Source organism: Paraburkholderia edwinii (assembly GCF_019428685.1).
Classification (GTDB): Bacteria; Pseudomonadota; Gammaproteobacteria; order Burkholderiales; family Burkholderiaceae; genus Paraburkholderia; species Paraburkholderia edwinii.
In genome coordinates this window covers 2189204-2207126 of record NZ_CP080095.1, presented here as the reverse complement: position 1 = coordinate 2207126, position 17923 = coordinate 2189204, and the positions used below count along the sequence as shown (strand labels likewise).

Annotated in this window: 22 protein-coding genes and 1 tRNA gene; 10 read left to right on the top strand and 13 right to left on the bottom strand. The window is 63.3% G+C overall.

Going from position 1 to position 17923, the window contains the following annotated elements; translation table 11 throughout:
- Nucleotides 1-64: 64 nt before the first annotated feature.
- The 3 genes from lexA (at nucleotide 65) to KZJ38_RS09815 (ending at nucleotide 2184) form a co-directional block, all read left to right on the top strand.
- Nucleotides 65-715, top strand: a complete 651-nt coding sequence (gene lexA, locus KZJ38_RS09825; RefSeq protein WP_219799859.1) for a transcriptional repressor LexA — start codon at nucleotides 65-67, stop codon at nucleotides 713-715.
- 141 nt (nucleotides 716-856) lie between these two features.
- A complete protein-coding gene (locus KZJ38_RS09820; RefSeq protein ID WP_219799858.1) occupies nucleotides 857-1228 on the top strand; it encodes a hypothetical protein in 372 nt (123 codons plus the stop codon).
- A gap of 284 nt (nucleotides 1229-1512) precedes the next feature.
- The gene (locus tag KZJ38_RS09815) at nucleotides 1513-2184 is read left to right on the top strand and encodes a DUF2939 domain-containing protein (RefSeq protein WP_425518350.1); all 672 of its coding nucleotides are present in this window, start codon (nucleotides 1513-1515) and stop codon (nucleotides 2182-2184) included.
- Between the two features lie 24 nt (nucleotides 2185-2208).
- On the opposite strand, the gene KZJ38_RS09810 is transcribed toward KZJ38_RS09815, so the two are convergent.
- Nucleotides 2209-2676, bottom strand: a complete 468-nt coding sequence (locus tag KZJ38_RS09810) for a universal stress protein (protein ID WP_219799857.1) — start codon at nucleotides 2674-2676, stop codon at nucleotides 2209-2211.
- A 233-nt stretch (nucleotides 2677-2909) separates the two neighbouring features.
- Here KZJ38_RS09810 and nodI point away from each other — a divergent pair, with 233 nt between their 5' ends.
- Both nodI and KZJ38_RS09800 read left to right on the top strand, forming a co-directional pair.
- On the top strand, nucleotides 2910-3824 hold the full coding sequence (gene nodI, locus KZJ38_RS09805; RefSeq protein ID WP_219799856.1) for a nodulation factor ABC transporter ATP-binding protein NodI: 915 nt from the start codon (nucleotides 2910-2912) through the stop codon (nucleotides 3822-3824).
- 57 nt (nucleotides 3825-3881) lie between these two features.
- Nucleotides 3882-4712: an ABC transporter permease gene (locus tag KZJ38_RS09800; RefSeq protein ID WP_219799855.1), complete on the top strand. Its 831-nt coding sequence runs from the start codon at nucleotides 3882-3884 to the stop codon at nucleotides 4710-4712.
- Between the two features lie 25 nt (nucleotides 4713-4737).
- On the opposite strand, the gene KZJ38_RS09795 is transcribed toward KZJ38_RS09800, so the two are convergent.
- From KZJ38_RS09795 to mnmH, 3 genes are all read right to left on the bottom strand, one after another.
- The gene (locus tag KZJ38_RS09795) at nucleotides 4738-5160 is read right to left on the bottom strand and encodes a hypothetical protein (protein ID WP_219799854.1); all 423 of its coding nucleotides are present in this window, start codon (nucleotides 5158-5160) and stop codon (nucleotides 4738-4740) included.
- A gap of 220 nt (nucleotides 5161-5380) precedes the next feature.
- Nucleotides 5381-6433, bottom strand: a complete 1053-nt coding sequence (locus tag KZJ38_RS09790; protein WP_219799853.1) for a permease — start codon at nucleotides 6431-6433, stop codon at nucleotides 5381-5383.
- A 111-nt stretch (nucleotides 6434-6544) separates the two neighbouring features.
- Complete coding sequence (gene mnmH, locus KZJ38_RS09785; protein WP_246641750.1) at nucleotides 6545-7636, bottom strand: tRNA 2-selenouridine(34) synthase MnmH; 1092 nt, start codon at nucleotides 7634-7636, stop codon at nucleotides 6545-6547.
- A 292-nt stretch (nucleotides 7637-7928) separates the two neighbouring features.
- Here mnmH and KZJ38_RS09780 point away from each other — a divergent pair, with 292 nt between their 5' ends.
- Complete coding sequence (locus KZJ38_RS09780) at nucleotides 7929-9371, top strand: DHA2 family efflux MFS transporter permease subunit (protein WP_219799851.1); 1443 nt, start codon at nucleotides 7929-7931, stop codon at nucleotides 9369-9371.
- Nucleotides 9368-9583 (top strand): DUF3820 family protein, encoded by a 216-nt coding sequence (locus KZJ38_RS09775; protein ID WP_075157372.1) that lies wholly within the window; start codon nucleotides 9368-9370, stop codon nucleotides 9581-9583. The genes KZJ38_RS09780 and KZJ38_RS09775 overlap by 4 nt, the downstream gene beginning before the upstream one ends.
- A 243-nt stretch (nucleotides 9584-9826) precedes the next feature.
- On the opposite strand, the gene KZJ38_RS09770 is transcribed toward KZJ38_RS09775, so the two are convergent.
- The 4 genes from KZJ38_RS09770 to dusA all read right to left on the bottom strand — a co-directional run bounded on the left by KZJ38_RS09770 (nucleotide 9827) and on the right by dusA (nucleotide 12015).
- Nucleotides 9827-10096, bottom strand: coding sequence for a hypothetical protein (locus KZJ38_RS09770; RefSeq protein ID WP_219799850.1), 270 nt, complete (start codon nucleotides 10094-10096; stop codon nucleotides 9827-9829).
- A gap of 107 nt (nucleotides 10097-10203) precedes the next feature.
- Nucleotides 10204-10581 (bottom strand): phage protein NinX family protein, encoded by a 378-nt coding sequence (locus KZJ38_RS09765; RefSeq protein WP_219799849.1) that lies wholly within the window; start codon nucleotides 10579-10581, stop codon nucleotides 10204-10206.
- A gap of 210 nt (nucleotides 10582-10791) precedes the next feature.
- Nucleotides 10792-10867: transfer RNA gene (locus tag KZJ38_RS09760), tRNA-His, on the bottom strand.
- A gap of 86 nt (nucleotides 10868-10953) precedes the next feature.
- Nucleotides 10954-12015 (bottom strand): tRNA dihydrouridine(20/20a) synthase DusA, encoded by a 1062-nt coding sequence (dusA, locus tag KZJ38_RS09755; protein WP_281425820.1) that lies wholly within the window; start codon nucleotides 12013-12015, stop codon nucleotides 10954-10956.
- Nucleotides 12016-12368: 353 nt separating this feature from the next.
- On the opposite strand from dusA, the gene KZJ38_RS09750 reads away from it, so the two are divergent.
- Nucleotides 12369-12659 carry a hypothetical protein gene (locus KZJ38_RS09750; protein WP_219799848.1) on the top strand — a complete coding sequence of 97 codons (291 nt, stop codon included), beginning with the start codon at nucleotides 12369-12371 and terminating at the stop codon, nucleotides 12657-12659.
- A 105-nt stretch (nucleotides 12660-12764) separates the two neighbouring features.
- Here KZJ38_RS09750 and KZJ38_RS09745 read toward each other — a convergent pair whose 3' ends face one another.
- Both KZJ38_RS09745 and KZJ38_RS09740 read right to left on the bottom strand, forming a co-directional pair.
- Entirely contained in the window at nucleotides 12765-13013 is a 249-nt protein-coding gene (locus KZJ38_RS09745) for a hypothetical protein (protein ID WP_219799847.1), read from the bottom strand.
- A gap of 67 nt (nucleotides 13014-13080) precedes the next feature.
- Complete coding sequence (locus KZJ38_RS09740) at nucleotides 13081-13278, bottom strand: hypothetical protein (RefSeq protein ID WP_219799846.1); 198 nt, start codon at nucleotides 13276-13278, stop codon at nucleotides 13081-13083.
- Between the two features lie 250 nt (nucleotides 13279-13528).
- Between KZJ38_RS09740 and KZJ38_RS09735 the strand changes: the two genes are divergently transcribed.
- Nucleotides 13529-13825 (top strand): hypothetical protein, encoded by a 297-nt coding sequence (locus tag KZJ38_RS09735; protein WP_219799845.1) that lies wholly within the window; start codon nucleotides 13529-13531, stop codon nucleotides 13823-13825.
- A gap of 105 nt (nucleotides 13826-13930) precedes the next feature.
- Here KZJ38_RS09735 and KZJ38_RS09730 read toward each other — a convergent pair whose 3' ends face one another.
- From KZJ38_RS09730 to ssuD, 3 genes are read right to left on the bottom strand one after another with little or no spacing between them, the layout of a single operon-like run.
- A complete protein-coding gene (locus tag KZJ38_RS09730) occupies nucleotides 13931-14944 on the bottom strand; it encodes an ATP-binding cassette domain-containing protein (protein ID WP_219799844.1) in 1014 nt (337 codons plus the stop codon).
- A complete protein-coding gene (gene ssuC, locus KZJ38_RS09725) occupies nucleotides 14941-15753 on the bottom strand; it encodes an aliphatic sulfonate ABC transporter permease SsuC (RefSeq protein WP_246641703.1) in 813 nt (270 codons plus the stop codon). The genes KZJ38_RS09730 and ssuC overlap by 4 nt, the downstream gene beginning before the upstream one ends.
- A gap of 18 nt (nucleotides 15754-15771) precedes the next feature.
- A complete protein-coding gene (gene ssuD / locus KZJ38_RS09720) occupies nucleotides 15772-16929 on the bottom strand; it encodes an FMNH2-dependent alkanesulfonate monooxygenase (RefSeq protein ID WP_219799843.1) in 1158 nt (385 codons plus the stop codon).
- Between the two features lie 528 nt (nucleotides 16930-17457).
- Between ssuD and KZJ38_RS09715 the strand changes: the two genes are divergently transcribed.
- Entirely contained in the window at nucleotides 17458-17889 is a 432-nt protein-coding gene (locus KZJ38_RS09715) for a hypothetical protein (RefSeq protein WP_219799842.1), read from the top strand.
- Nucleotides 17890-17923: the final 34 nt, after the last annotated feature.

Below are 17923 nucleotides of genomic sequence, written 5' to 3'. Positions count from 1 at the left end.
AAGCTTGAAAATCGCCAGATACTGTATAAAAATACAGTCACCTGTTTATCTATACAGTGTCGCCATGACCAAACTTACCGCACGACAGCAGCAGGTTTTCGATCTGATCCGCCGCGCGATCGAGCGCACGGGCTTCCCGCCCACGCGCGCCGAAATTGCGGCTGAGCTGGGCTTCAGCTCGGCGAACTCCGCGGAGGAACACCTGCGGGCGCTGGCCCGTAAGGGCGTGATCGAACTTGCGGCCGGCGCGTCGCGCGGTATCCGGCTGCTCGCCGGGCAGGACGATGCGCCGCATCAGTTCACGCTGCCGCATGCGGCGCTGATGCAACTGTCGCTGCCGCTCGTCGGCCGCGTCGCGGCCGGCAGCCCGATCCTCGCGCAGGAACATATCGCGCAGCACTACGCGTGCGACCCGGCGCTCTTCTCGAGCAAGCCCGACTATCTGCTGAAGGTGCGCGGCCTGTCGATGCGCGACGCGGGCATTCTCGACGGCGACCTGCTCGCGGTGCAAAAGCGCAGCGAAGCGAAAGACGGCCAGATCATCATTGCGCGTCTCGGCGACGACGTCACGGTCAAGCGCTTGAAGCGCCGGCCGAACGGCATCGAACTGATCGCCGAGAACCCTGATTACGAGAACATTTTTGTCGAAGCCGGCAGCGCGGATTTCGCGCTCGAAGGCATCGCGGTCGGCCTGATCCGGCCCAGTGAATTCTGATTTTCCGCTGATTGAGCGCCCCGAGTTTTCGCTGAGTTTTCCGCTCAGTTCTGGCTGAGTCGTCGCTCAATTGCCACTCAGTTGCCACTCGGCTGCCAGCTCAGTTTCTGCCCAGTATCCGAATACCGCCTGGAGAGATTCATGGAACGCCTTGCCCGCCTGCTGCCCTTCCGCCAGTTCGGCCGTCTACGCCACTTGCGCAACCTCGTACCGTGCGCCGTGCTCGACGCGATGCATGTACCGCGCACAGGTTCGCTGTTCGATTTCGAAGAGCATGAGCGAACGATGGCCGACGCTGACGCGTCGTCGCAGCACGCGTCGTTGCCGTCGTCGCAACCCGCGTTTGCACGCGTTTCGCTGAACGCCGCGCTCAACGCGGAGCCCGCTCGTCGTGCGCCGGTGCGCGTGTACCACGGGCCGTCGCGGCTCATTATGGTCGGCACCGTCGATGCGGTGTGCAGCATGATCGACCGCTGCATTGCCGAGGAGCATGCGCAAGCGCAAGCGGCCTGAGCAGGCTCGTTCATCGCGGACGCGCACGTCGCGGACGCGCACGTCGGGAACGCGTACGTCGCCAACGCGCATGTCGCGAAACGTGCATGTAGCCTACGCGCATGTCGCCAACATGCGCGGCGCGATGAAGCACATGAAATTGCGGGATCGTTTCAGCGAGAATGGGGTCCACGTTAGGTCACCCTATTCAACCCATTGAAGGAACGTCCCGCACGATGATGGTCCGCACAAGCCGCGCGAAGCGCGCGATCAATGACCGTATCGGTCACCCCATCAATCGCAACATGAATCACAGGATGAACGGCAGCGTCAGGCGGTCCGTGCTGGTCACGCTTGTTGTCATTGTCGTTCTGATCGCGCTGGCCTTCGCCTATGCATCGCCGTATATCGCCCTCGACCGACTGAAGCGCGCAGCCGATGCGCGCGATGCGGCAACGGTCAACCAATACGTCGATTTTCCGGCGTTTCGCGAAAGCCTCAAGGAACAGCTCGGCGCCCTGCTTAGACGCAGAATCGGCGCGGAAAGCCATGGCAATCCGCTCGCCGCACTGGGCGCGATGATCGGCGTTGCGTTGATCGGGCCGCTCGTCGATGCGTATGCCACGCCGGACGGCGTCGCCGCGTTGCTGAACGGAATACCGCCGCGCGGTGAACCCGGTGAACGGCCGCCTGCGCCGCCGGATGCATCGGCTTCGTCGTCAAATGGCGGCAACCCGGCCGCGGCGCCGCCTGCTCCACCCGCGCCACCGGCGGCATCCGCGGAGAACAGCTCGAAGCCGCCTCAACCTCCGCAGACCTCGGCCGGGTACCGCAGCCTGAACGAGTTCGTCGTCACGTATCAGCATGGTGTCGGCGATACGCGCTACGCCGCGATTTTCCATCGCGAGGGCCTCTTCACATGGAAGCTCGCGGCGGTCGATCTCGGCCAGGATCTCGGCCACGATCCCGGCAAATAAGCGCCGGGCGCGCCAACGCAACGCTCACGCTGCGGCAGCCGGCTGCTCGTCGTCGGGCGACGAACACGCAACGAGAATGCTGCACGACACACGATCGAGCAGCGGCGTGTTGCCCGCGCCCATCCACCATCGCGAGAGTCCATGCCGGCAGCGATGGCCGACCACGACGAGATCGACCTTCAGCTCTTCCGCGAGCGCCGCGATTTCATCGATCGGATGACCGAACGCGAAATGCCCCTGCGCCCGGACGCCGCGCTCGGTCAGCCAGTCGACGCCTTCCTGCAGGATGTCGCGCGCTGTCTTTTCGAAGCTGCCGCACGCGACATCGGTGAGCAGGCCCGCGCTTTGCGCGATGCTCGAGCGCATGTCGACCACCGACAGCAAATGCGTTTCCGCCTTCAGATCCAATGCCAGATCCGCGCCGCAACGCAGCGCCTTGCGGCCTTCGCGCGAGCCGTCGTAGCACAGCAGAATTTTTTGATAGCTGGCCATGTCGTTCTCCCTTCCGCGCCGATCGCGGACTTCGAGTCAATCATGGTGCGCCGCAATTGCGCTTGCAAGGGATGGAAAACGCTAAGTGCGCGCGAGCGCTCGCTACGCTGTATGCGGCACCGCACGAAAGCCCGTGCACGCGTGGGGACGGCTGTCCGGCGCTCGAAGAGGTGGCCTAGAATAGGCAGCCGCGATCTTTGTCGAATCAACCTTCGTCTCCGGACCTTCCGCCCATGCCCGACGCCGCCATCGAATTTCATCGAGTCGAAAAGTGTTACGGCGGCCGAAAGGTCGTCGACGGGTTGTCGTTCGATGTGCGGGTCGGCGAATGTTTCGGTCTGCTAGGTCCGAACGGCGCCGGCAAGACCACCACGCTGCGCATGCTGCTCGGCATCGCCGCGCCCGATGCCGGCGCGATCCGCCTGTGCGGCGAACCGATCCCCGAGCGTGCGCGCATCGCCCGTGCGCGCATTGGCGTGGTTCCGCAATTCGACAATCTCGACCCCGACTTCACCGTTCACGAGAATCTGCTCGTGTTCGGCCGCTACTTCGGCCTGAACGCGAAAGAAACGCGCGAACTCGTGCCCTCGCTGCTCGAATTCGCGCGGCTCGAACACAAGGCCGATGCGCGTGTCGCCGAACTGTCGGGCGGCATGAAGCGGCGGCTGACGCTCGCGCGTGCGCTCGTCAACGACCCGGACGTGCTCGTGATGGACGAGCCGACCACGGGCCTCGATCCGCAGGCGCGCCACCTGATCTGGGAACGGCTGCGCTCGCTGCTCGCGCGCGGCAAGACGATTCTTTTGACCACGCACTTTATGGAAGAGGCCGAACGCCTGTGCGACCGGCTTTGCGTGATCGAAGAAGGCCGCAAGATCGCCGAGGGCGCACCGAAAGAACTGATCGCCTCGGAGATCGGCTGCGATGTGATCGAAGTCTACGGACCCGACCCGCTCGCGCTGCGCGATGCGCTCGCGCCATTCGCCACGCGTATCGACATCAGCGGCGAGACGCTCTTCTGTTATGTCGACGATCCGCAGCCCGTGCACGCGCAACTGAAGCAGCGCGACGACGTGCGTTATCTGCATCGGCCAGCGAATCTCGAAGACGTGTTTTTACGGCTCACCGGCCGCGAGATGCAAGACTGAAGCGACAGGACTCAAATAGCAAAACCAGGCAGCAGAACCAGGCAGGACTTATCGACCATGGATGCACGCTCATACGACACACCCGACCGCCCGCTCAAGCCCGCGCGCGAACGCTTCGCGGCGCTGCCCGCCAACGCGCTGAACTGGGTCGCGGTATGGCGCCGCAATTACCTCGTGTGGCGCAAGCTCGCGCTCGCGTCAATGTTCGGCAATCTCGCCGATCCGATGATCTATCTGTTTGGTCTCGGCTTCGGGCTCGGGCTGATGGTCGGACGCGTCGACGGTGTGTCGTATATCGCATTCCTCGCGGCAGGCACGGTCGCATCGAGCGTGATGATGTCGGCGAGCTTCGAGTCGATGTATTCGGGCTTTTCGAGAATGCACGTGCAGCGCACGTGGGAAGCGATCATGCATACGCCGCTCACGCTCGGCGATATCGTGCTCGGGGAGATCGTCTGGGCGGCGAGCAAATCGGTGCTGTCGGGCACGGCGATCCTGATCATCGCGGGTCTGCTCGGCTACGCCGAATTTCCGTCGACGCTCGTCGCGCTGCCGGTTATCGCGCTCGCGGGTCTATCGTTCGCGAGTCTCGCGATGATCGTCACCGCGCTCGCGCCGTCATACGACTTCTTTATGTTCTATCAGACGCTCGCGCTCACGCCGATGCTGCTGCTCTCCGGCGTGTTCTTTCCCGCATCGCAGTTGCCGCCCGCCGCGCAATACGCGACGCAACTGCTGCCGCTCTCGCATGCAGTGGACCTGATACGGCCCGCGATGCTCGCGCGGCCGGTCGACGACGCGGCACTGCACATCGCCGTGCTCGCGCTTTACGCGATCGTGCCGTTTCTGATCTCGGCGGTGCTGCTGCGCCGCCGGATGATGCGGTAAACGGCCACGGGCCTGGTCGCGGTCTTCAGTCTTCGTCGTCCGACCACGGGATATCGACGTCGGAAATAAATGCGACTGTCGCAAACGGCCCGCCTTCCTGGCGGCCAATCTTGCCGTCCGCACGATGCCATTCGACGCGAAACACGGTGCCCGGATCGTTGGCCAGCAGGCGCACGGTGCGCACCTCGTCCGGATCGGCCTCTTCGACGGGACCGTCGAGCGAAACCAGCAAAGCCTGCGGCCATACGCCGTCGTCCGGATCGTAGATGCGGTCGCCGTCCGGAATCGATGTCGATGCCTCGACGCCGATGGTTGCCGATGCGTCTACGATCATCTTGCCGAGCGCCCTCAGCAAGGCGGTGGCACGCGCTGAATTGGCCTGGCGGATCGCGAGGTCTCCACGCGTGAGCGCCTGCTCGAGCTTCGGATTGGTCTTTTGTTGCGCCATGCGTCTGTCCTGAGTTCGGTCGTCTTTTGACTGTGAATAATCGCCTACCGGATTGCCGACCGGCAATCTGCCGCCCCTGGGCGCCCCGGCTTCACCCAGTTTAGTTCGAGATTCGTCCGCGTGAGGCGACTTGAAACCCGCTGAAACTGTTGAAACGGCCTGAAACGGGTTTGAAACTATATGACATGCCGCATCGCGCAATGTCGTTGCAGCGCGTCATTCACAACCCCAACCCTACCGCCAGCAGCCCCGCCGCGATACCGAATAGCACCACCGCGGCTGCGACGGTCGCGAGCACGCGCGGGCGAAACGAGCGCGCGAGCATGGCGAGCGAAGGCACGCTGATCGGCGGCAAGGTCATCAGCAGCGCGCCGGCGGGACCAACGCCGATGCCGAGCGTCAGCATCGCCTGAATGATCGGCACTTCGCCCGCGGTCGGAATCACGAACAGCATGCCGGCGACCGCAAACGCGACGATCCAGCCGATATCGTTACCAATCGCCGGTCCGATCTGCGGAAACAGCCAGGCACGCGCCGCGCCGAGCAGCAAAACCAGCACCAGGTATTCGGGCACGAGGCGCACCGCCATGCGTGCGACGATGTTCAGCCAGCGGACAAAAGCATTGCCGTCCTGCTGACGCGCGATCAGTCCGGCGAGGCGCGCATCGGCCGCACTCGTCTCGTCCGGCGTCACGAGCCGGTTCACGAAGTAGCCGAGACCGAACACCATCAAGACACCGAGCGCAAGCCGCAAGCCTGCCCATTGCCAGCCGAGCACGAAGCCCATAAACACGAGCGTGGCCGGATTGAGCACCGAGTTGCCGAGCCAGAACGCAATCGCGCCACCCGGCGACGCCTGACGCTCGCGCAAGCCGACGACGACCGGCGCCGCGCAGCAGGTGCACATCATGCCGGGAATCGCGAGCAGACCGCCTGCCGCGACACTGCCGAAGCCCGTTTTGCCGAGCACCTTCGCGACCCAGTGCGCCGGCAGCAAAGCCTGAACCGCCGAGCCGAGCAGCAGGCCCAGCACCATCGCCTGCCAGATCGCCTTGCCGTAGGCCCATGCATAGCCGAGCGCCGCATCGAGCGACGGCGCGGGCGGGCTCGCCGCATTGCCCATCAGGATCGACGAGCCGATCGAATGCGTCGATGCTGCCGTAAATGCGCGGTGATAGTACGGAAACCACTTCACATAAAAGAGTCCCGCGACCGCGAGCAGCAGAAAGATCAGCCACCCCGATGCCGGGGCGGCTTGTCGCGTGGTATTCATCTGGATTGTCCTCTGATGCGTTTGTTGTTTGTTGCGCTTGTTGCGTTTGTTCGAATGTGTGCCGGTTGCTGATGTGCGCGGGTTGCCTGGGAGCGCTGCTTGCCCGATCGGTTATGTGGGCGCATGCGCCATCTTCGCTTCGTCGGCGTCGACCGATACTGACAACTGCGCGAGCAGCGCGCGCGCCTGGCCAGACGTATCGCCAGCGGTCGGCCTGAACGTGAACTGCTGCGCATGCGCGAGCTCGCTGAAGTGCTGGCGGCTGCTGCGCTGATACGCGGGATCGTAATGGCGCTCGAGCAGTTCGCGGAACAGCTCGCCGCGCACGTCGTCATCGATCATCTGTTGCCAGCGCGTCACCAGTTCGCGGCTATGCAGGCCGATCAGACGCGCGAGTTGCGCTTTGAACCCTGCGCGGTCGTCGAACAGGTGGCCGTAGTCTTCGAGCAGGAACGCCACGCGCTCGTCGAGCGCCGCATGAATTTCCACGCATGCGCCACGGTGAAAACGCTCGAGCAGCGCATCGGGCAACGTAATCGCGCCGATGCGGCGGCTTTCGGATTCCACGAACACGGGCCGCGCCGGGTCGAATTGCGCAAGCGCGCCGATCAGTGCGCTGTCGAAGGCCTTCTGCGACGGTTGCGGCCGACCCGGCCACGCGCCGAGCAGCGAGCCGCGATGGCACGCCAGGCCTTCGAGTTCGAGCACCTGCGCGCCCGCGTCGCGCAATGCGTGCAACAGCCGCGTCTTGCCGGTGCCCGTATGACCGACGAGCGCGATGTAGTCGAACCCGCGCGGCAACGTCGTAAGCTTGTCGACCACCGAGCGCCGGTACGTCTTGTAGCCGCCGTCGAGTTGCCGCGCCTGCCAGCCGATCATGTTGAACAGCGTTGTCATCGATCCGGAACGCTTGCCGCCGCGCCAGCAATAGATAAGCGGACGCCAGTTGCGCGGCCGGTCCGCGAAGGTCGTGTCCAGATGGTGAGCAATATTGCGTAACACGAGCGCCGCGCCGTGGCGCGTCGCTTCATACGGCGACACCTGCTTGTACATCGTGCCGACGATTACACGCTCTTCGTTCGATAATACCGGCGCATTGAATGCACCCGGAATATGATCTTCAGCGAATTCGAGCGGCGTGCGCACGTCGATGATTTCATCGAAGCGCGCGAGGTCATCGAGCGGCGCAAGCAGACTTTTCAATTTGGACACGCGAAATATTGGGCATTTCCGTGCGCACACCACGGTGCGCATGCGATCGGACTCTGCGAATCGGCAATTATCTCATGCGATGCCCATCCGCGAAGAGCCGTGCAACATGCGTATCGCGTCGCGTCGATATATGGCCGCTTGGGGCCCGCTTTGGGGCCCGATTTGGGGCCGTTTGGCGCTGCGATCTGGCGCATGAGAGGGCGACGAAAACAGTTGCGATCAGTAGAATGTCGCTCCGAGCGTTCACCCCACTCTGCTTTCCGCTGCCCCGGAGCATTACCCGATGTCAGATTCGCCGACCGCCGCCGCCCGTTCACACGACTCCACCCTGATTGTCATGCTCGTCGCGGCCGCGTACTTCATGGAGAATCTCGACGGCACGATTATCGCCACCGCCTTGCCGCAGATGGCGCATTCATTCGGCGTGCATCCGGTCGATCTCTCGATCGGCATCACGTCGTATCTGCTGACGCTCGCCGTATTCATTCCGATCAGCGGCTGGGCCGCGGACCGCTTCGGCGTACGCAATGTGTTCACCGCGGCGCTGCTGGTCTTCACCGCGGCATCGGTCGCGTGCGGCATGACCGATGGCCTCGTCAGCTTTACCGCGGCACGCGTCGTGCAAGGCATCGGCGGCGCGATGATGGTGCCGGTCGGGCGGCTCGCGGTGTTGCGCGCGACGCCGAAAGACGGCCTGATGCGCGCCATCGCGTTTGTCACATGGCCGGGGCTCGTCGCGCCCGTCATCGGGCCGCCGCTCGGCGGCTTTATCACGACCTACTCGTCGTGGCGCTGGATCTTCTATATCAATCTGCCGCTCGGGCTGATCGGCATCGTGCTCGCGTGGCGCTTTATCCGCACAGCGGGTGCCAGCGAGCGGCGGCCCTTCGACGTGATCGGTTTCGTGCTGTGCGGGCTGTCGGGCACGGCCGTCATGTACGCGATGGAACTGCTCGGCCGCGTCGATACGCACTGGACGCAGGCGCTTGCGTTTCTCGCCGTCGGGCTCGTGGCGGGGGCGGCCGCCCTCTTTCACGTGCGACGCACCGCGCATCCGGTGATCGATCTGAGCGCGCTGCGCGTGAAGACGTTCGCTGCATCGATGGCGGGTGGGTCACTGTTTCGCGTTTCGATCAGCGCGGTGCCGTTTCTGCTGCCGCTGATGTTTCAGCTTGGCTTCGGCATGAACGCGTTCCGCTCGGGGCTGCTGACGCTCGCGGTATTCGCGGGCAACCTGTCGATGAAGATCGTCTCGACACAGGTCATGCGGCGCTACGGTTTTCGCTCAGTGCTGCTCGTCAACGGCGTGCTGGCTGCATTGTCGCTGGCCGCGATGAGCCTGCTGACACCCGAGACACCGTACTGGATCATCGTCGCGGTGCTGTTTGCGAGCGGCCTCGTGCGCTCGTTGCAGTTCGGCGCGATCAACACGCTCAGTTTCGCCGATGTGCCCAAGCCTCAAATGAGCGGCGCGTCGACGCTATCGAGCACGGTCCAGCAACTGACGATCGGCATGGGCGTCGCGCTCGGTGCGATCGCGCTGCGCATTGCCGCATGGCTTCACGGACACGGCGCGCAATCGGTGACCAATGCCGATTTCAGCGTGGCCTTCCTGCTCGTCTCCGCGGTGGGGTTTGCTTCGATCTTTGACGTGTTCGGGCTCGATGCGCGCGCCGGCGCGCATGTGAGCGGGCATCGCGCGCCGCGCACCGGAGCCATACGATGAAGCCCGAAGATCTCGAGTTGCTCGTTACGCGCGTGATGCCGTTCGGCAAATACAAGGATCGCGTGATCGCCGATTTGCCGGGCCACTATCTGAACTGGTTTGCGCGGCAAGGCTTTCCGCCCGGCGAAATCGGGCGGCTGCTTGCGCTGATGCAGGAGATCGATCACAACGGACTCAAGCCGATACTCGAACCGTTGCGTCGCAAGACCTGAGCGTGCACTCACGACAGGCACCGGAAAGGACGACGCAAGCGCGCGGTCGAAAACAGGCAAATAGACAAAATCTGCCGCAATTGCGACGTGAAGCCGTGCGAAACACGCGGTTTCGTAACAGTTTGTCATTTTTTGACGGTTGATATCAGACTTTTAAGCGGATACTGTAGTGCTGCGCCTGATCTCCAAGGAACCTTTTTCATGCGCAGCCCCGCTCCCGACTTTCGGCGGGGTTTTTTTTCGTCAATAGGCCAGATGGGGTGGAGCGCGGCCGGGCGTCAGGTCGACGAGCCTTCGCCCTTCGGCATAGCCCGCATCGCGCGCTTCGTCTTCGCTGCGAAATGTCGTGACCATTTCCTGGTAGCGTGTGCTCTGCCCCGCCAGATGCGCATCCGCGCCATGCCGGCAAAAGTACGCGGTGTAATGCCAGAGCGTATCGGGCGCCGGCGGCCCGTAAGCCAGGACCGGCATGACCCAGATCTCGTAACCGTTGTGCTCGATGCGATCCCACATGTTCGGCTCCCGGCGATGATTCTTCAGGAATCCTAGCATGCGGTACGGGCTTGGGATGCGCGCGGAGCGGTGTATGCGCCTACCGATATCGCGTGAGACGTGTGCTGTTAATCCGCTGCGGGTTGCGCCGGTTGCTCTTCGTCGGGCACTTCGCTGCCGAACCGGTTAGCGACGTAGAAGCGCATGGCCGCAATCAGCGGCGTCGCGCCATAAGCGCGGAAGTGCGGGGCTTCGCCAGTCGGCCCGGCGCCCCATGCATGCGCTTCGGAATAGCCGATGCAGATCAGCGCGCGTTCGATGACCGGACCGCCATGCGTCCAGTCCGTCGATGGCGCGAACGCGGCCTCGAGCGCACCGGCGGGGTCGCCATCGCATGCGGGCTCTTCGATCCAGCAAAAGCCGTCATCGACGCGCGGCTTCGGCAACTGCGCGACACGCGCGACCCAGTAATCGAGCAGCGGACCTTCCAGATCGGCAACGTTCATGGGTTCTCCCGTAGTCCCGTGTGTTTACGTGTGTTGAGTGGCAGACACGAATAGTAGCTTTTGTTCAGGGCAGGTGTCGGATCAGGGATGCGTGGCGCGCACATGTGGGCTTCTTCGCTGGCACAAGCGGAGTCGTGCATGCCGCTGACTGCTCAAGCACTTGCAAATGAAAGACTGGGAAGCAGGAGGGAAAAACTGGAAGAAGCGATATGGGGTGGCTGATGGGACTCGAACCCACGACGACAGGAATCACAATCCTGGACTCTACCAACTGAGCTACAGCCACCACTGGAACTGCTATCTGGCTTGCCAGAACTGGCTCACCGACGAAGAAGCGAGATTATACAAACACGTTCCGCGTTTGCCTAGCCCTTATTCCAACATTTCGATCGCCGCGGCGCTTTGCATGGCGTTGCCCTGGGCAACGCCATCGCCTTCGACGCCCTCACCACGCAGCAAATGCTGTCGCGCTTCGTCGAAGATCGACAGATCGCGAGCCGCGAGCTTGCGGTTATCGGACAGCACACGACGCCAACCGCGCGCGCCGGCCTCGCCGCGATAAAGCCCCAGCGCATGCCGCGTGATCGCGCCGAGATACGTGCCGCGCGCGAGTTCGGCTGCGCAGTAGTCGATGAGCTTCGCTTCGATTTCATCGCGCGTCGGCGCCGCTTCGGTCGAACCGTAGAAGCGCGCATCAACGCCCGCGAGCAAATAAGGGTTGTGATACGCCTCGCGCCCGAGCATGACGCCATCGACATGCTCGAGATGCAACGCGACTTCATCAAGCGTCTTGATCCCGCCGTTGATGATGATCTCGAGATCCGGAAAATCGCGCTTGAGCCGATACGCGTATTCATACTTGAGCGGCGGAATCTCGCGATTTTCCTTCGGGCTCAGGCCCTTCAGGATCGCGTTGCGCGCATGCACGATAAACACGCTGCAGCCCGCATCGGCAATCGTGCCGACGAAGTCGCGCACGAACTCGTAGTGTTCGACCGCGTCGACGCCGATGCGGTGCTTGACCGTTACCGGCACCGACACCGCGTCGCGCATCGCCTTCACGCAGTCGGCGACGAGCTGCGGCTCGTTCATCAGACACGCACCGAAGGCCCCACGCTGCACCCGCTCCGACGGGCAGCCGCAATTCAGATTGATCTCGTCGTAGCCCCATTGCTCGCCAAGACGCGCCGAACGTGCGAGGTCGTCCGGTTCGCTACCGCCCAGCTGAAGCGCGACGGGCGCTTCGTCCGGCGTAAACGCGAGATGGCGCGCGACGTCGCCGTAAATCAGCGCGCCGGTGGTCACCATCTCGGTGTACAGCCACGTGTGGCGAGAAATCGCGCGATGGAGCGAACGGCAGTGACGGTCCGTCCAGTCCATCATCGGCGCCACGCTGACGCGGCGAGGACTTGGGGTTCGGTTCGAAGAAGACATCGGAATGTGTGACAAATGCGCAGCCGCGGGAAACGCTGCAATCAAAGCTCGGATCGAGCCGCATTTTAGCGCAGCCCTGCGCAACGCCCGATCCGTCCCCATCAGTTTCCCGCCGCTCGGTTTTCTCAATTATTGGATAGCCATCGACTGGAATAACAAACCGTAACCCCTTGAAAGCCAAGCCAGGAAAGGCCGAGGGATTGTTTCGATTGACAGAATAGTAATTTCGAGATATCGCGCACAAAAATTCGATAGTAAGGGTATACACTGCGCTCCAACGATGTCGCGAACCTTTCGGCTTACCAATAACGCGACATCTAGCAGATATCGAAACCTACTGGAGGTTGTTCACCATGAAGACCAAATTTATTGCTGCCGCTTTGCTCGCCGTTTCCGCTGTTGCCGCCGCTCCCGCTTTTGCGAGTGGTTATGGTCCGGCTCCGTTCTACCGTCCGAACGTCGGCGCACCGGCGTCGCAACGTGGCGAAAGCGCTCAAACGCTGGCTGCCGAACAGCAACAAGCTGACGACAACGCCGTTGCCTACGGCGGCGTCCGCTCGGGCGACACGCAAACGGGCAATCGTCTCTCGAACGCTCCCCAATCGGCGTCGGGCAATAACGACGGCGTGTTCAAGGGTCACTGAGCACTCATAAGCCGACAGCTCTTCGCTGAAGACTGGTCCCCAAGAAAAACGGGCGTTCGATCGAACGCCCGTTTTTTTACGCCTTCCGTTCGCGGCGACAGCCACTTACGCCGCGTTCTCCAGACCGTTGTCGATCGTATCGCGTGCCGCGCGAAGCGCCGCCTCGGCCGCCGCGCGCTCGGTCGGCCAGAACTTGTCGATGTGCACGAGGCGCCAGTCCAGCGCGACGGCGCCGTCTTTCAGTACGCGGAAGTGCGCTTTCACGCCGGTGAGCACCTGCTCCACCGCGATCTCGATATCGAATTCCTTGTAGCGTTCCTGATAGTCGCCCATGTCGAGCCCTGTAGGCTCCATGTCCGGCTCCTTTACACGATGCGGGTCTTGCTTAAGCGGCGTCAATCGGCGGCGTCAATCGGCATCGTCAATCGCAATCGCCGGACAGGTACTTCCTGCCGTCGCAGGTAATTTCGACGCCATCGCGGCCCGCCTTCGCCACCAGACCGGCGCCTAGCAGTTCGGCCACGACTGCAGCCGGCGGCGTGACCGACTTGTCGCCGGCTTGCACGTCGTTCAGGTGCCGCAACGTTTCGATCGCATCGGGACTCAGCGCTTTCACCATGGCTACCTCCGCATAAGGAGCGGCCTTGTTCGCAGCGTTTACTCGCGGCCTTCATTCAGCTTCGTTGCCCGATTCATGCTAGCACTTCCAGCGAGGCTCGACGGGCTCTTGCCGTACGCAACGCGCGTTTTGCGCACAGATAGATGCGCGAATCTTCGCTGCGGCTCGCAGTCTACGAGGGAACGGGTCGCACACACCGCGCGATCCACAGGAACCAACAGAAAACTGAGGTGAAATCCCGGGAGGATCGATGAACGGAACGAAACTGCGAAAACCGCTCGGACCGGCGGTGACGTCGGCCGTTGTTCTGATTGCGTCCGCGTCCGCGATGGCAAGCGGCGCTGCATTTGCGCAACAACACGCGCCGGCGCAAAAAGCCCCCACGCAGAATGCGCCCGCTGAAGACAGCGGCGCATCGATGGTCAAACCGCCTTCGGAGGCGTCGGGTGGTGAAAATCCGGACAATATGCCGGTCAAGAAACCGCGCAAGCCGACTAACGACAAAATGATGCACTACCCGCCCGCCAGCGCCGCAAACGCGAAGTGATGCAATCGTTGCGCGATCGCGCGAGCCGAGCTTGTGCTCATGCTCGTGTTCGCGCGATCGCTCGGCGGCTCGGCGGCTCGGCGACTCAGGACGGATCGAAGCCGATCAAAGCCGTGCGATCGATACTTCGGTTGCCTTCTCGAATGCGACGACTTCCGGGCCTTGCGCAAGTTCGCGTTCGAATTCGTCAATTGAGTGCGATCGCGCATCGTCGTCAGCGACGCGCTTGAGCACCTGGCGCAGCACACGATCCTCAAGGCTCGTGAAGGCTGCCGACGCGCGTTCGCGTGGCCGCGCGAGCGGCACCGGCAGATCGAGCGCAATGCGCCCTTCTTCGATCAGCAGAATCCGGTCGGCGAGTGCCACGGCCTCTTGCACATCGTGCGTCACGAGCAGTGCTGTAAAGCGATGCTCGCGCCACAAGCGCTCGATTAACGCATGCATTTCGATGCGTGTGAGCGCATCGAGTGCGCCGAGCGGTTCGTCGAGCAGCAGCAATTGCGGCCGGTGCACGAGCGCGCGTGCGAGTGCCACGCGTTGCCGCTGACCGCCCGACAATTGCGCGGGCCAGTCGTTCGCGCGTTCGATCAGGCCGACTTCAGCGAGTACCGCGCGCGCATCGTCGCGTGCGCCACGGCCAAGACCGAGCATGACGTTGTGCAGCACACTCTTCCACGGCAGCAGGCGCGCGTCCTGAAACATGATGCGGGTGTCGAAGCGAGTGGCGTTCGATACGCTGCTCGATGCACGGTTTCCGGATCCATTCGATGCACGACCTTCGCCGCGCTTATCGAGCGTGCCGGCCGTCGGCGTTTCGAGTCCCGCGACGAGCCGCAACAGCGTCGATTTCCCGCAGCCGCTGCGCCCGACGATCGACACGAAACTGCCGCGTTCAATCGACAGATCGAGGTCGGCCAGCACCGTGCGCGCGCCGTACTGTTTGCGTACGCCGCGCAGTTCGACCGAGTAATCGGCGCTGCGCCGCTCGGTGCCAACCTGCTGCTCATGCGCATGCTCGCGCTCACTCTCACGCGCACGCCGCTGCCCGCGTTCCGCGCTCGCATCGACGCGCGCCGCGCTGCCGCCAAAGGTCGACGATGAAAATCCTGTCGCACTCATGCCTTCGTCCCTCGTTGATAAGCGGGATGCCAACGCAGCGACACGCGCTCGAGCCCTTTCGCCAGCAGGTCCGCAAGCTTGCCGAGCGCCGCATACAGCAGGATGCCGACCACCACCACATCGGTTTGCAGAAACTCACGCGCGTTCATCGTCATATAGCCGATGCCCGACTGCGACGAGATCGTTTCCGCGACGATCAACGTGACCCACATCAGCCCGAACGCGAACCGCACGCCGACCAGAATCGACGGCAGCGCGCCCGGCAGAATCACATCGCGATACAGCGCAAAGCCTTTCACGCCGTAGCTGCGCGCCATCTCGATCAGGTTCGCATCGACCGAACGGATGCCGTGAAACGTGTTCACGTAGATCGGAAAGAACACGCCGAGCGCGACGAGAAACACCTTCGCTTCTTCCTCGATACCAAACCATAAAATGACGAGTGGAATCATCGCGAGCGCGGGGATATTGCGGATCATCTGCACGGTCGAATCGAGCGCGATTTCCGCGGGCCTGAAGAGCCCCGTCGCGAGCCCGAGCGCGAAGCCGATTCCACCGCCGAGCGCAAAGCCCGACATCGCGCGCCACGTGCTGACCTTCACGTCGGCCCACATCTCACCCGAGCGGATCAGCGACCACGCGGCCTTCACCACCGCAAGCGGTTCCGGCAACACGCGCGTCGACAGCACACCGCTTTTCGCCGCGAGCTCCCACGCGATCAGAATCGCGAGCGGCACGAGCCACGGCGCGACGCGCGCGCCATACGAAGCGATGAAGTTCCGTTTATCAACAGTAATCGCGATAGACATCGATGCGCCCTCCCCGCTTCAGCTTTGCGCGGCCTTCGGCGCATAGTGGTTGCCGACGATTTCGCCGAACGGCCCCGACAGCGGACCGCTCACGTTTGCTCGCTGCCGGCCCGGCAGCAGCGGAAACACGAGCTCGGCGAAACGGTAAGACTCCTCGAGATGCGGATAGCCCGACAGGATGAACGTCTCGATGCCAAGCGACGCGTACTCCTGCATGCGCTCGGCGACCTGCTGCGGACTGCCGACCAGCGCCGTGCCCGCGCCGCCGCGCACCAAGCCGACACCGGCCCACAGGTTCGGATAGATTTCGAGGTCTGCGCGACCGCCACGCTTACCGCCGTGCAGCGCGGCCATGCGGCGCTGCCCTTCCGAATCCATCTTCGCGAACGACGCCTGCGCGCGTGCGACCGTCGCGTCGTCGAGCTTGCTGATGAGCTTGTCCGCGGCGGCCCATGCTTCGTCTTCGGTTTCGCGCACGATCACATGCAGGCGAATGCCGAAGCGGATCTTTCGCCCGTGGTGCCCGGCGCGCGCGCGAATCTGCGCGATCTTTTCCGCGACCGCGGCAGGCGGCTCGCCCCACGTCAGATACGTATCGATATGCTCGCCGGCGATGTCATGCGCGGCCGGCGACGAACCGCCGAACCACAGCGGCGGATGCGGATCCTGCACCGGCGGATAAAGCAGCTTGCCGCCCTTCGATTTCAGATGCTTGCCGATAAAGTCGAGCGACGCGTCGCGATGCGCGCCCGCCAGCAGTCCGCGCCAGATATGCAGGAATTCGCCGGTGATCTCGTAGCGCGTGTCGTGATCGACGAACAGGCCGTCGCCTTCGAGCTCCGCGGTATCGCCGCCCGTCACGACGTTGATCAGCAGGCGCCCGCCCGAGAGCCGGTCGAAGGTTGCCGCCATGCGCGCGGACAGGCCCGGCGACGTAATGCCGGGCCGAATCGCGACGAGAAACTTGAGCCGCTTCGTGACCGGAATCAGGCTCGATGCGACGACCCATGCGTCCTCGCACGAGCGGCCGGTCGGCAGCAGCACGCCTTCGTAGCCGAGCGTGTCGGCAGCGCTCGCGATCTGCTGGAAATAGTGGTGGTCCGCGGCGCGCGCGCCTTCGGACGTGCCGAGATAGCGTGTGTCCCCGTGCGTGGGAATGAACCAGAAGACGTTCATCTGAAGCTCCTGCCTTTCTGCCTATGGCAGTTCGATTAGTTGAGTGAAGCACGCCGCAGACGCCGCCCGTGCGCGGCCCGCGCGACGCGCGAGCGCACCCGGGCCGCGCGCCGCGGCACATGGTTCAAGCGAACAAGGAGAGGGAGTCGCGCTGGCCGCGCGTCGACTACGCGGCGTGGCAACGGAGGACGGCGTACAGCGCCGTCTGCATCGAAAACAGTCTATGGACGGGCTGGTGTCTTTAGAACGATTTTTTTGAGCTTAGGTTTTCCGCTTTCGTGATTTGACCGGTGCTCGAGGCATTCGCACAGCCTGCGCGACCCGCGTGAACCAAACCGTTGGGCAACCCGGGCCGACAACCCGGCACGCACTTGCATTTATGCAACACGAGGCGCGTTAAATCGTGTCGAATCGGGCCGGACAGCGAGGTGCCGTCTATATAATGACGCTCGTTTTACGACAATCGGCTGATCCCGCTTTTAATCCCGCCAGGCTGCGCCGGCCTTGCGTTTCGCGCGTGTGCGATAGATGCAAAAACTCATACTGCCGTTCGTGTCCGGATTTCTCGCCGCGCTGTTTTTCCATGACGCGACACTGGGCCTGCTGCACGCGGCCGGCGTGATCGACCTGAGCGGTTTTTCAACCGCGCCGTTCGCGCCGCTCGAGATACCCGAATTCATCGCCAACGCGATCTGGAGCGCCGTATGGGGTGTGCTGATGGCGTGGCTATTGCGCGTCTCGCCGGAACGCACCGCGCCGTGGGTGCCGGCGTTTCTGTTCGGCGGCATCGTGCTGACGGCCGGCAGCGTGTTCGTCGTCGATCCTATTCGCGGCATCTGGCCCGCCGGCAATATGCTGCCGCGCCTCGCGGTCGGCTTTGCCGCCAATGCGATGTGGGGCTGGGGCGCGCTCGTTTTCATGCGCGCGTTTATGGCAGGCGATGGCGAATCGCAGGACTGAGCTCGGCGGTTCGCTGATTCGCCGGTTCGCTGCT

Excerpts from the sequence above, each read along its gene's own strand:
- KZJ38_RS09810 (WP_219799857.1), bottom strand. The coding sequence starts at position 2,676 with ATGGCCAGCTATCAAAAAATTCTGCTGTGCTACGACGGCTCGCGCGAA.
- KZJ38_RS09780 (WP_219799851.1), top strand. The coding sequence starts at position 7,929 with ATGTCAGATTCGCCGACCGCCGCCGCCCGTTCACACGACTCCACCCTG.
- KZJ38_RS09775 (WP_075157372.1), top strand. The coding sequence starts at position 9,368 with ATGAAGCCCGAAGATCTCGAGTTGCTCGTTACGCGCGTGATGCCGTTC.
- KZJ38_RS09770 (WP_219799850.1), bottom strand. The coding sequence starts at position 10,096 with ATGTGGGATCGCATCGAGCACAACGGTTACGAGATCTGGGTCATGCCG.
- ssuD (WP_219799843.1), bottom strand. The coding sequence starts at position 16,929 with ATGAACGTCTTCTGGTTCATTCCCACGCACGGGGACACACGCTATCTC.
- dusA (WP_281425820.1), bottom strand. The coding sequence starts at position 12,015 with ATGTCTTCTTCGAACCGAACCCCAAGTCCTCGCCGCGTCAGCGTGGCG.
- KZJ38_RS09745 (WP_219799847.1), bottom strand. The coding sequence starts at position 13,013 with ATGGAGCCTACAGGGCTCGACATGGGCGACTATCAGGAACGCTACAAG.
- lexA (WP_219799859.1), top strand. The coding sequence starts at position 65 with ATGACCAAACTTACCGCACGACAGCAGCAGGTTTTCGATCTGATCCGC.
- KZJ38_RS09790 (WP_219799853.1), bottom strand. The coding sequence starts at position 6,433 with ATGAATACCACGCGACAAGCCGCCCCGGCATCGGGGTGGCTGATCTTT.
- KZJ38_RS09815 (WP_425518350.1), top strand. The coding sequence starts at position 1,513 with ATGAATCACAGGATGAACGGCAGCGTCAGGCGGTCCGTGCTGGTCACG.
- KZJ38_RS09715 (WP_219799842.1), top strand. The coding sequence starts at position 17,458 with ATGCAAAAACTCATACTGCCGTTCGTGTCCGGATTTCTCGCCGCGCTG.
- nodI (WP_219799856.1), top strand. The coding sequence starts at position 2,910 with ATGCCCGACGCCGCCATCGAATTTCATCGAGTCGAAAAGTGTTACGGC.
- KZJ38_RS09750 (WP_219799848.1), top strand. The coding sequence starts at position 12,369 with ATGAAGACCAAATTTATTGCTGCCGCTTTGCTCGCCGTTTCCGCTGTT.
- KZJ38_RS09795 (WP_219799854.1), bottom strand. The coding sequence starts at position 5,160 with ATGGCGCAACAAAAGACCAATCCGAAGCTCGAGCAGGCGCTCACGCGT.
- KZJ38_RS09800 (WP_219799855.1), top strand. The coding sequence starts at position 3,882 with ATGGATGCACGCTCATACGACACACCCGACCGCCCGCTCAAGCCCGCG.
- ssuC (WP_246641703.1), bottom strand. The coding sequence starts at position 15,753 with ATGTCTATCGCGATTACTGTTGATAAACGGAACTTCATCGCTTCGTAT.
- KZJ38_RS09735 (WP_219799845.1), top strand. The coding sequence starts at position 13,529 with ATGAACGGAACGAAACTGCGAAAACCGCTCGGACCGGCGGTGACGTCG.
- KZJ38_RS09820 (WP_219799858.1), top strand. The coding sequence starts at position 857 with ATGGAACGCCTTGCCCGCCTGCTGCCCTTCCGCCAGTTCGGCCGTCTA.
- KZJ38_RS09730 (WP_219799844.1), bottom strand. The coding sequence starts at position 14,944 with ATGAGTGCGACAGGATTTTCATCGTCGACCTTTGGCGGCAGCGCGGCG.
- KZJ38_RS09740 (WP_219799846.1), bottom strand. The coding sequence starts at position 13,278 with ATGGTGAAAGCGCTGAGTCCCGATGCGATCGAAACGTTGCGGCACCTG.
- KZJ38_RS09765 (WP_219799849.1), bottom strand. The coding sequence starts at position 10,581 with ATGAACGTTGCCGATCTGGAAGGTCCGCTGCTCGATTACTGGGTCGCG.